This is a genomic window from Streptomyces hamibioticus (genome assembly GCF_047946815.1).
Lineage (GTDB): Bacteria > Actinomycetota > Actinomycetes > Streptomycetales > Streptomycetaceae > Streptomyces.
The window spans coordinates 4,876,771-4,889,612 of record NZ_JBKKQY010000001.1; the positions used below are offsets into that span (position 1 = coordinate 4,876,771).

Genomic DNA, 12,842 nt, shown 5'->3' on the forward strand with positions numbered 1-12,842 from the left:
GAGGGCATCCTGCCGGGCACCGTGCCGGGTGCCGTGCCGGGCACCGTACGTCCTTCAGCGGCCGCCACAGCGCCTCCTCCGAGGCCCGTCACAGCGCCTCGACCTCCGCCGCCGTCGGGTACGACGCCTGCGCCCCCGCCCTCGTCACCGCCGCCGCTCCGACCCGGGCCGCGTACGCCGCCGCCTCGGCGAGCGACGCGCCGGTGCCCAGCCGCCAGGCCAGCGCCGCGGTGAACGCGTCGCCCGCGCCCGTGGTGTCCACGGCGTCCACCTTCACCGAGGGCACGCGTGTGACGCCCTCCGCCGAAGCCACCAGCGCTCCCTCGGCACCCAGGGTCACGACCACCGAGCGCGGCCCCTTCGCCAGCAGGATGCGCGCCCAGTCCTCGGGCGCCTCGCTCACCAGGGAGCCGCCGAGCAGCACCCTCGCCTCGTGCTCGTTGACGATCAGCGGGTCGCACGCGTCCAGCACCTCGCGCGGCAGCGCACGCGGCGGGGACGGGTTCAGGACGAAGCGGCTGTCCGGGGCCAGGCTCCGCACCACCTCCACCACCGTCTCCATCGGGATCTCCAGCTGTGCCGAGACCACCCGCGAGGCGTGGAACAGGCTCGCGGCGGCGCGGACGTCCTCCGGTGCCAGCCGGCCGTTCGCGCCCGGCGAGACCACGATGCTGTTGTCCCCGGACGGGTCCACCGTGATCAGCGCGACGCCCGTCGGAGCCTCACCGACCAGGACGCCCACCGTGTCCACGCCGGCCGCCCGCTGCGAGTCGAGCAGCAGCCGGCCGTAGTCGTCGTCGCCGACCCGCGCCAGCAGGGCCGTACGGGCGCCCAGCCGGGCGGCGGCGACCGCCTGGTTGGCGCCCTTGCCGCCCGGGTGGACGGCCAGGTCGGAGCCGAGCACCGTCTCCCCGGCTCCGGGGCGCCGTTCGACGCCGATGACCAGGTCGGCGTTGGCCGACCCCACGACCAACAGGTCGTAGTCGTACATGGGTTGTCTCCCCACTCTCCCGCTGTCTCCCCGCGGGCTCATGACCCTAGTGGCCCTGGTGACCGTGGCCCTCGTGACCGCGGTCCTCATGACCGGGCGGGCGGTCGGCCGTGACCGCCCGCCCCGAACGCCGGCGTACGCCGGTGTGTCAGCCGTCGAAGCCGGCCACGTTCTCCTTCGTGACCACCTTCACCGGCACCTTCACCGTCTCCTCGACCTTCTTGTCCTCGGCCGCGCGCAGCGCGTTCTCCACCGCGATCCTGCCCAACTGCCTGGGCTGCTGCGCCACGGACGCGTACAGCGTGCCCTCCTGGACCGCCTTCAGTCCGTCCGGAGTGCCGTCGAACCCGACGACCTGCACCGACTTCCCGGCCTTGGCACCGAGCGCCTTGATCGCGCCGAGCGCCATCTCGTCGTTCTCCGCGAACACGCCGTCGATGTCGGGGTGCGCCTGGAGCAGGTTCGTCATCACGTCCAGGCCCTTGGTGCGGTCGAAGTCCGCGGGCTGCTTGGCGACGACCTCGATGCCCGGGTAGTCCTTCAGCCCCTCGGCGAACCCGGCGCCGCGCTCCCGGCTGGCGGAGGTCCCGGCCTGCCCCTGGAGGATGATGATCGTGCCCTTGCCGCCGAGCTTCTCGGCCAGCGCCCTGGCCCCCAGCTCGCCGCCCTCGACGTTGTCCGAGGCGACCAGCGCGGCCGTGTCCGCCTCGTTGACGCCGCGGTCGACGGCGATGACGGGGATGCCGGCCTTGTTCGCCGCCCGCACCGAGGGGCCGGCCGCGTCGGAGTCCACCGGGTTGACGATGACCGACGACAGGCTGCCGCTGGTGAAGTTCTGCAACTGGTTGGCCTGCTGCGAGGCGTCGTTCTGCGCGTCCGTGACCGTCAGCTCGACGCCCAGCTCCTTCGCGCGCTCCTCCGCACCGGCCCGGATCTGCACGAAGAACGGGTTGTTGAGCGTCGACAGCGACAGGCCGACCCGCTGCGTCCCGCCCGCCGGGGAGCCGCCGTGCAGGAGCGAGGTCGCGCCGACGACGGCCACCGCCACCACGGCCGCGATCACATACGTCAGCGCCTGCCTGCCCTTGCCCCCGCCGGACGCGCCCGCCGCCGGCGTGGTCGCCCCCGTCCTGCGCCGCACCGTGTCCAGCAGCACCGCCAGCGCGATGACGACGCCGATGACGACCTGCTGCCAGAAGGCCGACACCGACAGCAGGTTGAGGCCGTTGCGCAGCACCGCCAGGATCAGCGCGCCGACCAGTGTCCCCGACGCCCGGCCGGTGCCACCGGCGAGCGAGGCACCGCCGATCACGACGGCCGCGATGGCGTCCAGCTCGTAGCCCTGCGCGGCCTGCGGCTGCGCCGAGGACAGCCGGGCGGCGAGCACGACGCCCGCGGCGGCGGCGAACAGCCCGGAGAACGCGTAGATGGCGAGCTTCTGCCGCTTCACCCGCAGCCCGGACAGCCGGGCCGCCTCCTCGTTGCCGCCGATCGCGTACATCGAGCGGCCGATGTACGTCCGTCCCAGCACGAACGCCGTGACCAACCCCATGACGACCATCACGAGCACCGGCACCGGCAGCCACCCGCCGAGCGTGTCGCCGAGGTGCGAGACCGACTCCGGGAAGGCGATCGGCGAGCCCTGCGAGACGACCAGCGACAGCCCGCGCGCGACCGACAGCATGGCCAGCGTCGCGATGAACGGCGGCAGCTTCCCGTACGAGACGAGGAAGCCGTTGACCAGGCCGCAGGCGATGCCGGTGGCGACCGCGAGCAGCACCGCGATCGGCACCGGTATCCCGGCCTCGGTGGCGCTCCACCCCAGCACGGTGGCGGACAGCGCGGCGACCGAGCCGACCGACAGGTCGATGCCCGCCGAGACGATGACGAAGGTGACGCCGAAGGCGAGGATCGCGGTCACCGCGGCCTGGACGCCGACGTTCAGCAGGTTGTCGGCGGTGAGGAAGTCGCCGGACAGCGCCGACATCGCGACGACCAGGACGATGAGCGCGGTCAGCGCGCCGTTGTCGAGCAGCAGGCGGCGCAGGCCGCCCGTGGCGCCGCCCTGCGCGCCCGGCTTGCTCTTGAGCGTGTCAGTGGCCACGGGAGGCCTCCGTTCCGTTGCTGGTTCCGTTGCCGGCGGGAGTACTGACGGCGAGCGCCATCACGGCGTCCTGGGTGGCCTCCTCGGCGGTGAGTTCGCCGGCGATCCGGCCCTGCGCCATCACCAGGACCCGGTCGCTCATGCCGAGCACCTCGGGCAGGTCGCTGGAGATCATCAGCACGGCGGCACCGGCGGCCGTCAGCTCGTTGATCAGCTGGTAGATCTCGACCTTGGCGCCGACGTCGATGCCGCGCGTCGGCTCGTCCAGGATTAGCACCCTGATGTCGGCCAGCAGCCACTTGCCGATGACGACCTTCTGCTGGTTGCCGCCGGACAGGGTGCGCACATGCTGGCCGAGGCCCGCCATCCGCACGCCGAGCTGCTCGGCGATCCGGGCCGCCGCCGTGCGCTGCCCCTTGAGGTCGACGAGCCCCGCGCGGGTGGCCGACTTCAGGGTGACCAGCCCGAGGTTCTCCTCGACGGAGGCGTCGAGGACGAGCCCCTGGCCCTTGCGGTCCTCGGGCACGAGCCCGACACCGGCCGCCAGCGCGGCGTTCACGTCGTGCCGCCGCAGCCGGGCGCCGCCGACGGTCACCTCCCCCTTGTCGTAGGGATCGGCGCCGAACACGGCCCGGACGACCTCGGTCCGCCCGGCGCCGACCAGCCCCGCGATGCCGACGACCTCACCGGCGTGCACCTCGAAGCCCACGTCGTGGAAGACCCCGTTCCGGGTCAGCCCCTCGACCTTGAGCAGCGCCTCGCCCGTGCCGGCCCGCTGGCGCGGGTACTGCTGCTCGATCGACCGCCCGACCATGAGCCGTACGAGCTGGTCCTCGGGCGTCGAGGCCGGGACCTGCCCGACACTCCTGCCGTCCCGGATGACGGTGACCCGGTCCCCGAGGGCGGCGATCTCCTCCAGGTGGTGGGTGATGAACACGACCCCGACCCCGTCCTCGCGCAGCCGCCGCACGATGGCGAACAGCTTCTCGACCTCCTCGGAGGTCAGCACGGCGGTCGGCTCGTCCATGATGAGCACGCGCGCGTTCAGGCTGAGCGCCTTGGCGATCTCGACCATCTGCAGCCGGGCGATCCCGAGTTCCCGCACGCGCGCGCGTGGCGACACCTCCACCCCGACCCGCTGGAGGAGCACCTCGGCCTCCGCGTCCATCCTCTTCCGGTCGATCATGCCGAGCCGGCGCGGCTGCCGCCCGAGGAAGATGTTCTCGGCGACCGTCAGATCGGGTACGAGATTGAACTCCTGGTAGATGGTGGCGATCCCGAGGCGCTCGGAGTCCTGCGCACCGTGGATGCGCACCCCTGCGCCACCGACGAGGATCCGCCCGGCGTCGGGCGTGTGGGCGCCGGAGAGCATCTTGATGAGCGTGCTCTTGCCCGCGCCGTTCTCGCCGAGCAGCACGTGCACCTCGCCCCGGCGCAGATCGAAGTCCACGCCGTCGAGCGCGACCACACCGGGAAAGGTCTTGCGGATGCCCTCGATGCGCAGCAACTCGTCCGGGTTGCTCACGACGTACTCCTTCGTACGGGGGAGGGGGACGGCGGCGGAGGGGCGGCCTGTGCGGGCGCCGTTTCGCCGCACGAGCGGCGCATCACGAGCCGGGCCGGAAGGGTGACGGACCGTCCGAGCCGCCCCTCGATCCGGTCGACCAGGGCGCGCACGGCGGCCCGCCCCAGCTCGCCCGTGGGCTGGGCGATCGCGGTGACGGGCGGATCGGTGTGCACGAACCACCGGATGTCGTCGAACGCGGCCAGTGCGAGGTCGTCCGGAACCCGCAGCCCACGCGCGCGTACGGCGTCCAGCGCGCCGAGCGCCATCAGGTTGTCGGCGGCGAACACGACCTCGGGCGGCTCGGGCAGGTCGAGGAAGCCTTCGGTGACCCGCCGCCCGCTCTCGGCCTGGAAGTCACCCTGACCGACGTAGGTGTCCGGGAGGGCGAGGCCGTGTTCGCCCAGGGCCTCCCGGAAGGCGTCCACCCGCTCCCGCCCGGTGGTGGTGGCGGCGGGTCCGGCGATGATGGCCAGCCGCCGGTGCCCGAGGCCGTACAGGTGCGCGACGAGATCCCGCACGGCGGCCCTCCCGTCCGCGCGCACCACCGGCACGTCGACGCCCGGGATCCACCGGTCCACGAACACCATCGGCGTCCCGGCCCGCGCGGCGTCCAGCATCCGCGGGGAGCCGCCGTCGGTGGGGGAGACGAGGAGACCGTCGATCCGCCGGTCCAGCAGCGTCGTCACGTGGTGGTCCTGGAGATCGGGCCGCTCGTCGGCGTTGCCGATGATCACGCTGTAGCCCAGCGCGCGGGCTTCCTCCTCCACGGACCGGGCCAGCTCGGTGAAGTACGGGTTCAGCACGTCGCTGATGACCAGCCCGAGGGTGCGGGTCTGGTCCGTCCGCAGCGACCGGGCGACGGCGTTGGGCCGGTACGCCAGCGCCTCGACGGCGGCCAGCACGCGCGCGCGTGCGGCGTCGCTGACGGCGGGGTGCCCGTTCAGGACGCGCGAGACGGTCGCGACCGAGACGCCGGCCTCGGCGGCGACGTCCTTGATGCTCGCCATCGCCGTTCCACCTCCTCGTGGAATCGATTACAGCGACGAATTGGAATCGATTACACGACGAGGCGGCAAGGGGGCGGAGTTGGCCGAGACTCAATCGTGACCGGGGCGGGCCCCGGCCCGCCGTCCGCCGGATCAGCTCCCGGAGGCGGCCGACACGCCGGCGTACCGGGCCGCCAGCTCACAGGACCGCAGCCGGTCCTTCAGGGCATACACGGGCGTGACGAGCATCAGCTCCTGCGCGCCCGTGCCGTCGACGAGATCCGCGAGCCGCCGCACCACCGTCTCGGGGGTGCCGTACGCCTGCTGGGCGTGGAAGCCGGCCAGGCCGCGCCGCTCCTCGTCCGTGAAGGTGTGCTCGGCCGCCTCGGCGGGCGTGGGGAACGCGAAGTCGCTCCGTCCCTTGAGCAGCCCGGCCTTGACGACGTTCATCGGCCCGGCGAGCCAGAACGCCTCTTCCTCGGTCGGCGCGCACACCGTCTCCACGCACAGCAGGACACGCGGGGCCGCGCACCAGCGGGACGCCGTGAAGTGGGCGCGGTAGTGGTCGATCACGGCGGCGGTGTTGTCCGGGCGGATGTGATGGGCGACGGCGACCGGCAGGCCCAGGCGCGCGGCGAGGGCGGCACCGGCCGTGCTGGAGGCCAGCAGCCACGGTTCGGGGAGCGCGCCGAGGGCAGTGAGGTCGTCGTCCAGCAGGAATCGCAGGGTGTCCGCCACGTCCTCCCCGTACTCCTCGTCCGTGGGCGGCGGCGCCCCACGCCGCAGCGCCCGTACCGTCGGCTCGTCGAAGGTGCCGGGACCGCGGCCGATCCCGAGGTCGATGCGGTCGGGGTGCAGTGCGGCGAGCGTTCCGAACTGCTCGGCCAGCATGATCGGAGTGTGGTTGGGCGCGAGGACACCCCCGGAGCCCAGCCGGATCGTCGAGGTCGACGCGGCGGCGTGGGCGATGAGGACGACGGGAGGGAACGCGCCGATGGCGGGCGAGCGGTGGTGCTCGGCGTACCAGATCCTCCGGTACCCCATGCTCTCGACCTCGCGGGCGAACTCGGTCGTGTCGCGCAGGGTTTCGGCGGCGTCGGCGCCGGCCTGAACCATCGCGACTTCCAGTACGGAGAGCGGCACGGCGATCATGCGGCCAGTATGGCCGACCCCGTCACCCGGGCCGACTGCTTCCGGCCGCGCCCTCGACGGCCACGTCACCGTCAGGCGGCCGGTGAAGGTGCCCCCGCCGGGCTCCCGACCTCGCACCACACGTACTTGCCGCGGTTGCCGTCCCTGGCGAGCGGCTGCCAGCCCCACACGTCGGCGCAGGCCCGCACCAGGGCGAGGCCCCGCCCCTCTTCGGACTCCGCGGCCTGCTCGAACGGCCGCGGCGGTTCCGGGGGCGAGGGGTCCGCGTCCCACGCACCGATCCGCAGGACGCCCGTCCCCGACCAGCGCACGCGCAGCGCCGCCGGTCCCTTGGTGTGGCGTACGGCGTTGGAGGCCAGTTCCGCCGCCAGCAGTTCCGCGACGTCGACCAGACGGATCAGGCCGTGCAGGGTGAGGATGAGGCGGAGGGTGCGGCGGCAGACGGTGACCGCGCGGACGTCGTTGGGGATGTGGAGGCAGTACTCCCACGGTTCGTTTTCGGGCATGCGGACTCCTTGGCGGTGAGGGAGAGTTGAGGCGGAGCGGGCGGGCCGGTGTCAATGCCGCGTCCGTCATGGCAGGGCGGAGCGGTGCACTTCCGGCGCCTCGGTGTCGCACGGTGTGCGTCACGTCACTGACGGTAGGGCTAACATGTCATACCGAGCAAGCCGGTCGCCTAATCTGACCCCGAACGGGTTGCATCCGAGGGCCCGTTGAACCGAGGAGCCGTCGATGGTTTTGAGGCGCGAACCCACCGCGCGACAGATGCGTCTGGCAGCTGAATTGCGCAGGCTTCGCGATGCGTCAGGGCTCACCGCCGTCGAGGCCGCGGCGCTGCTCGGGGTGCATCGGGTCCAGATCAGCCACATCGAGTCCGGGCTCGCGGGCGTGAGTGAGGAGCGGCTGCGTCGCCTCGCGGCTCACTACTCGTGCACGGACGAGGCGTTCATCGACGCTCTCGTGACCATGGCGACCGACCGGACGCGCGGCTGGTGGGAGGAGTACCGAGGGTTGCTGCCCACGCCGTTCCTGGATCTGGCAGAGCTGGAGCATCACTCCACGTACCGATATGACGTGGAGTTGCTGTTCGTCCCCGGGCTGCTCCAGACAGAGAGCTATGCTCGCGCCGCCTTCTCGTCCAGGATTCCCGAACTGCCCCATGAGGAACTTGAGCTGCGAGTCCGCCACCGGATGGAACGCAAGGTGATCCTCGAAGGCCCGGCGCCCGTGCCGTACGAGGCCGTCGTTCACGAAGCGGCGTTGCGCATCAGGGTCGGGGATCGAGCCACGGCGCGGGCCCAGCTCGCTCGCGTCCTCGAACTCTCCGACGCGGACCACATCACCGTACGCGTCATCCCCTTCGACCTGGACGGCTTCGGGGGCACCTGGAGCCCGATGATGCTGGCCGGTGGGGCCGTGCCCAAGCTGGACACCGCCGTTCGTGACGCGCCCCACGGGACCGGCTTCATCGACTCCGAAGCCCAACTGGGCGTCTTTCGAACGCTTTTCCGTAGAGTAGAAGGCGTCTCACTCGACCCCGCTCGGTCGCGTGACTTCATCCACACACTGGCCAAGGAACTGTGAGGGTCCGTGACCACTCCCGACAACTGGCGGAAGTCGTCCTACTCCGGCGGCGGCGACGGCAACAACTGCGTGGAGGTTGCGTCCTCTGCCACCCATGCAGCCATGCGTGACTCCAAAGCCCCCACCCGCGCGATTCTCACCTTTTCAACCATGGCCTTCGCTCTGTTCGTCGAACACCTCAAGGAACCGGCCGACAAGTTGTGAGGTGACCGTGACCATGCCCGACAACTGGCGGAAGTCGTCCTACTCCGGCGAGGGCGACGGCAACAACTGCGTGGAGGTCGCGTCCTCTGCCACCCACACAGCCGTCCGCGACTCCAAAGCCCTCACCCGAGCCACCCTCACCTTCCCCGCCACCGCCTTCACGCCCTTCCTCGGCGCCCTCAAGCAGACCGACAGCCCCGCAGGGGGCCCGCTTCCGGGATCCTTCTCCGTATGAGAACACCACCGAACGGGCTGCCCGCCTACCGGGTCCTGACCGGGCCGGACGACGCCTCGTTCTGCCGGCGTGTGAGCGAAGCGCTGGAGCTCGGTTACGAGCTCCACGAAGGCCCCGCCGTCACCTTCGACGGTGAGCGGGTCATCGTCGCGCAAGCGGTGGTCTGGCCGGCGCAGTCGTAGGGACCGGTCCTGCTTGTCACACCCCACCGGTACCGTCGGATCATGCCCAACCAGTCCGCAGCGGTACCCGGTGAACGGCGACTCGCCGTGCTCGAAGGCGTCCTGGAGCGCATCACGTACGCCAACGAGGAGAACGGCTACACGGTCGCCCGCGTCGACACCGGCAGAGGCGCCGGCGACCTGCTCACCGTCGTCGGCGCGCTGCTCGGGGCCCAGGTCGGGGAGTCCCTGCGGATGGAGGGGCGCTGGGGGTCGCACCCCCAGTACGGCAAGCAGTTCCACGTCGAGAACTACACGACCGTGCTCCCGGCCACCGTCCAGGGCATCCGGCGCTATCTGGGCTCGGGCCTGGTGAAGGGCATCGGCCCGGTCTTCGCCGATCGCATCACCCAGCACTTCGGGCTGGACACCCTCCAGATCATCGAGGAGGAGCCGCAGCGGCTCATCGAGGTCCCCGGCCTCGGGCCCAAGCGGACGAAGAAGATCGCCGACGCCTGGGAGGAGCAGAAGGCGATCAAGGAGGTCATGCTCTTCCTCCAGACCGTCGAGGTGTCCACGTCCATCGCCGTGCGCATCTACAAGAAGTACGGCGACGCCTCGATCTCCGTCGTCAAGAACCAGCCGTACCGCCTGGCCGCCGACGTCTGGGGCATCGGCTTCCTCACCGCCGACAAGATCGCCCAGTCCGTCGGCATCCCGCACGACAGCCCGGAGCGGGTGAAGGCGGGGCTCCAGTACGCCCTGTCCCAGGCCACCGACCAGGGCAACTGCTACCTGCCCGAGGAGAAGCTGATCACCGACGCGGTCAAGCTGCTCCAGGTCGACACGGGCCTGGTCATCGAGTGCCTCGCGGAGCTGGCGGAGCCACCGGAGGACGGCGGCGACCCCGGCGTCGTACGGGAGAAGGTCCCCGGCCCGGACGGGGGCGACCCCGTCACGGCCATCTACCTCGTCCCCTTCCACCGGGCCGAGCTGTCGCTCTCCGCACAGCTGCTGCGCCTGCTCCGTACCGATGAGGACCGGATGCCGTCGTTCCGGGACGTCGACTGGGACAAGGCGCTCGGCTGGCTGCAGGGCAGGACCGGTGCCGACCTCGCCCCCGAGCAGGAAGCCGCCGTCAGGCTCGCCCTCACCGAGAAGGTCGCCGTCCTCACCGGCGGCCCCGGCTGCGGCAAGTCCTTCACGGTGCGCTCCATCGTGGAGCTGGCCCGCGCCAAGAAGGCCAGGGTGGTGCTCGCCGCGCCGACCGGCCGCGCCGCCAAGCGGCTGGCCGAGCTGACCGGCGCGGAGGCCTCCACCGTCCACCGCCTGCTCGAACTCAAGCCGGGCGGCGACGCCGCCTACGACCGTGACCGGCCGCTCGACGCCGACCTCGTGGTCGTGGACGAGGCCTCCATGCTCGACCTCCTCCTCGCCAACAAGCTCGTCAAGGCAGTCCCCCCGGGAGCCCATCTCCTCTTCGTCGGCGACGTCGACCAGCTGCCCAGCGTCGGCGCCGGGGAGGTGCTCCGGGATCTGCTGGCCGACGGCAGTCCGATCCCCGCCGTGCGGCTCACGCGCGTGTTCCGCCAGGCCCAGCAGTCCGGTGTCGTCACCAACGCCCACCGGATCAACGCCGGGCAGCACCCGGTCACCGACGGCATGAAGGACTTCTTCCTCTTCGTCGAGGACGACACCGAGGAGGCCGGCCGGCTCACGGTGGACGTCGCGGCCCGGCGCATCCCGGCCAAGTTCGGACTCGACCCGCGGCGCGACGTGCAGGTGCTCGCCCCCATGCACCGGGGACCCGCCGGCGCGGGCACCCTCAACGGGCTCCTCCAGCAGGCCGTCACCCCCGGCCGCCCCGACGTACCCGAGAAGCGGTTCGGCGGCCGGGTCTTCCGCGTCGGCGACAAGGTCACCCAGATCCGCAACAATTACGACAAGGGCGAGAACGGGGTCTTCAACGGCACCGTGGGTGTCGTCACCGCGCTCGACCCGGTGGACCAGCGCCTCACGGTGCTGACGGACGAGGACGAGGAGGTCGCCTACGAGTTCGACGAGCTGGACGAGCTGGCCCACGCCTATGCGGTGACCATCCACCGCTCCCAGGGCAGCGAGTACCCGGCGGTGGTGATTCCCGTGACCACGGGCGCCTGGATGATGCTCCAGCGCAACCTGCTGTACACGGCGGTCACCCGGGCCAAGAAGCTGGTCGTCCTCGTCGGTTCGCGCAAGGCGATCGGGCAGGCGGTGCGCACGGTCTCGGCGGGCCGGCGCTGCACGGCGCTGGACTTCCGCCTTTCGGGAGCCCGCCCCGCCGGCCTCTCGGCAGCCGGCCCCGTCACCGCCGCCGAAAAATGATCGATCAAATGAGTCACGAAGGTCACAGAGCCCTTCCAGGCGGGCTGGGAAGGGGGCAGGATGAGCAAGTTGGCGGCACTGAGTGCCGCCGATAGGCCCGATGGTCGACCCCGAGTGCACTCTCCTCAGCCAAGTGGGGGATGGTAGAGACAGTCAGGGCACCTCGAAGATGAGGCACTACGTCGGTGAGGGAAGACGTGAGCGACAACTCTGTAGTACTGCGGTACGGCGACGGCGAGTACACCTACCCGGTGATCGACAGCACCGTCGGCGACAAGGGCTTCGACATCGGGAAGCTCCGCGCCCAGACCGGTCTGGTGACACTGGACAGCGGGTACGGCAACACCGCCGCGTACAAATCCGCCATCACCTATCTGGACGGCGAGGCGGGCATCCTCCGCTACCGCGGCTACCCGATCGAGCAGCTGGCCGAGCGCTCCACCTTCCTGGAGGTCGCCTACCTGCTGATCAACGGCGAGCTGCCGACCGTCGACCAGCTCACCGGGTTCCAGAACGACATCACGCAGCACACCCTGCTGCACGAGGACGTCAAGAACTTCTACCGCGGCTTCCCGCGCGACGCCCACCCGATGGCCATGCTGTCGTCGGTCGTCTCCGCGCTGTCCACCTTCTACCAGGACAGCCACAACCCGTTCGACGAGCAGCAGCGCAATCTCTCCACCATCCGCCTGCTCGCCAAGCTTCCGACGATCGCGGCCTACGCCTACAAGAAGTCGGTCGGCCACCCGTTCGTCTACCCGCGCAACGACCTCGGCTACGTCGAGAACTTCCTGCGCATGACGTTCTCGGTCCCGGCGCAGGAGTACGACCTCGACCCGGTCGTCGTCTCCGCCCTGGACAAGCTGCTGATCCTGCACGCGGACCACGAGCAGAACTGCTCGACCTCCACGGTCCGCCTGGTGGGCTCCTCGCAGGCGAACATGTTCGCCTCGATCTCCGCCGGCATCAACGCCCTGTGGGGCCCGCTGCACGGCGGCGCCAACCAGTCGGTGCTGGAGATGCTGGAGGGCATCCGCGACACCGGCGGTGACGTCGACACCTTCATCCGCAAGGTGAAGAACAAGGAGGACGGCGTCCGCCTGATGGGCTTCGGCCACCGGGTCTACAAGAACTTCGACCCGCGCGCCAAGATCATCAAGGCCGCCGCGCACGACGTGCTCTCCGCCCTCGGCAAGTCCGACGAGCTGCTGGACATCGCCCTGAAGCTGGAGGAGCACGCGCTCTCCGACGACTACTTCACCGAGCGCAAGCTCTACCCGAACGTCGACTTCTACACCGGCCTGATCTACCGGGCCATGGGCTTCCCGACCGAGATGTTCACGGTCCTGTTCGCCCTCGGCCGCCTTCCGGGCTGGATCGCCCAGTGGCACGAGATGATCAAGGAGCCGGGCTCCCGCATCGGCCGCCCGCGCCAGATCTACACGGGCGTGGTCGAGCGCGACTTCGTGCCGGTCGAGGAGCGCTGAGCAGCGC

General features: G+C 71.0%; 12 protein-coding genes. 6 read left to right on the top strand and 6 right to left on the bottom strand.

The window, feature by feature from the left end; translation table 11 throughout:
* Positions 1-88 precede the first annotated feature (88 nt).
* The 6 genes from ACLGIH_RS22205 to ACLGIH_RS22230 all read right to left on the bottom strand — a co-directional run bounded on the left by ACLGIH_RS22205 (position 89) and on the right by ACLGIH_RS22230 (position 7,306).
* Positions 89-991 (bottom strand): ribokinase, encoded by a 903-nt coding sequence (locus ACLGIH_RS22205; protein WP_416527017.1) that lies wholly within the window; start codon positions 989-991, stop codon positions 89-91.
* Between the two features lie 148 nt (positions 992-1,139).
* A complete protein-coding gene (locus ACLGIH_RS22210; RefSeq protein ID WP_416527018.1) occupies positions 1,140-3,095 on the bottom strand; it encodes an ABC transporter permease/substrate-binding protein in 1,956 nt (651 codons plus the stop codon).
* A complete protein-coding gene (locus ACLGIH_RS22215; protein WP_416527019.1) occupies positions 3,085-4,620 on the bottom strand; it encodes a sugar ABC transporter ATP-binding protein in 1,536 nt (511 codons plus the stop codon). The genes ACLGIH_RS22210 and ACLGIH_RS22215 overlap by 11 nt, the downstream gene beginning before the upstream one ends.
* The gene (locus ACLGIH_RS22220) at positions 4,617-5,669 is read right to left on the bottom strand and encodes a LacI family DNA-binding transcriptional regulator (RefSeq protein ID WP_416527020.1); all 1,053 of its coding nucleotides are present in this window, start codon (positions 5,667-5,669) and stop codon (positions 4,617-4,619) included. The genes ACLGIH_RS22215 and ACLGIH_RS22220 overlap by 4 nt, the downstream gene beginning before the upstream one ends.
* A 132-nt stretch (positions 5,670-5,801) precedes the next feature.
* Complete coding sequence (locus ACLGIH_RS22225) at positions 5,802-6,800, bottom strand: LLM class flavin-dependent oxidoreductase (protein ID WP_416527021.1); 999 nt, start codon at positions 6,798-6,800, stop codon at positions 5,802-5,804.
* Positions 6,801-6,871: 71 nt separating this feature from the next.
* A complete protein-coding gene (locus ACLGIH_RS22230; protein ID WP_416527022.1) occupies positions 6,872-7,306 on the bottom strand; it encodes an ATP-binding protein in 435 nt (144 codons plus the stop codon).
* Between the two features lie 226 nt (positions 7,307-7,532).
* Here ACLGIH_RS22230 and ACLGIH_RS22235 point away from each other — a divergent pair, with 226 nt between their 5' ends.
* The 6 genes from ACLGIH_RS22235 (at position 7,533) to ACLGIH_RS22260 (ending at position 12,835) form a co-directional block, all read left to right on the top strand.
* Entirely contained in the window at positions 7,533-8,384 is an 852-nt protein-coding gene (locus ACLGIH_RS22235) for a helix-turn-helix domain-containing protein (RefSeq protein ID WP_416527023.1), read from the top strand.
* Between the two features lie 6 nt (positions 8,385-8,390).
* Positions 8,391-8,588, top strand: coding sequence for a DUF397 domain-containing protein (locus tag ACLGIH_RS22240; protein WP_416527024.1), 198 nt, complete (start codon positions 8,391-8,393; stop codon positions 8,586-8,588).
* A 7-nt stretch (positions 8,589-8,595) separates the two neighbouring features.
* Positions 8,596-8,823: a DUF397 domain-containing protein gene (locus ACLGIH_RS22245; RefSeq protein ID WP_416527025.1), complete on the top strand. Its 228-nt coding sequence runs from the start codon at positions 8,596-8,598 to the stop codon at positions 8,821-8,823.
* Complete coding sequence (locus ACLGIH_RS22250) at positions 8,820-9,005, top strand: DUF1737 domain-containing protein (RefSeq protein ID WP_416527026.1); 186 nt, start codon at positions 8,820-8,822, stop codon at positions 9,003-9,005. Before ACLGIH_RS22245 ends, ACLGIH_RS22250 begins: the two co-directional genes overlap by 4 nt.
* A gap of 42 nt (positions 9,006-9,047) precedes the next feature.
* Positions 9,048-11,348, top strand: coding sequence for an SF1B family DNA helicase RecD2 (gene recD2, locus ACLGIH_RS22255; RefSeq protein ID WP_416527027.1), 2,301 nt, complete (start codon positions 9,048-9,050; stop codon positions 11,346-11,348).
* 197 nt (positions 11,349-11,545) lie between these two features.
* Complete coding sequence (locus ACLGIH_RS22260) at positions 11,546-12,835, top strand: citrate synthase (RefSeq protein WP_416527028.1); 1,290 nt, start codon at positions 11,546-11,548, stop codon at positions 12,833-12,835.
* Positions 12,836-12,842: the final 7 nt, after the last annotated feature.

Coding starts and splice junctions, on each gene's coding strand:
- ACLGIH_RS22235 (WP_416527023.1), top strand. CDS start 7,533: ATGGTTTTGAGGCGCGAACCCACCGCGCGACAGATGCGTCTGGCAGCT.
- ACLGIH_RS22225 (WP_416527021.1), bottom strand. CDS start 6,800: ATGATCGCCGTGCCGCTCTCCGTACTGGAAGTCGCGATGGTTCAGGCC.
- ACLGIH_RS22250 (WP_416527026.1), top strand. CDS start 8,820: ATGAGAACACCACCGAACGGGCTGCCCGCCTACCGGGTCCTGACCGGG.
- recD2 (WP_416527027.1), top strand. CDS start 9,048: ATGCCCAACCAGTCCGCAGCGGTACCCGGTGAACGGCGACTCGCCGTG.
- ACLGIH_RS22230 (WP_416527022.1), bottom strand. CDS start 7,306: ATGCCCGAAAACGAACCGTGGGAGTACTGCCTCCACATCCCCAACGAC.
- ACLGIH_RS22205 (WP_416527017.1), bottom strand. CDS start 991: ATGTACGACTACGACCTGTTGGTCGTGGGGTCGGCCAACGCCGACCTG.
- ACLGIH_RS22220 (WP_416527020.1), bottom strand. CDS start 5,669: ATGGCGAGCATCAAGGACGTCGCCGCCGAGGCCGGCGTCTCGGTCGCG.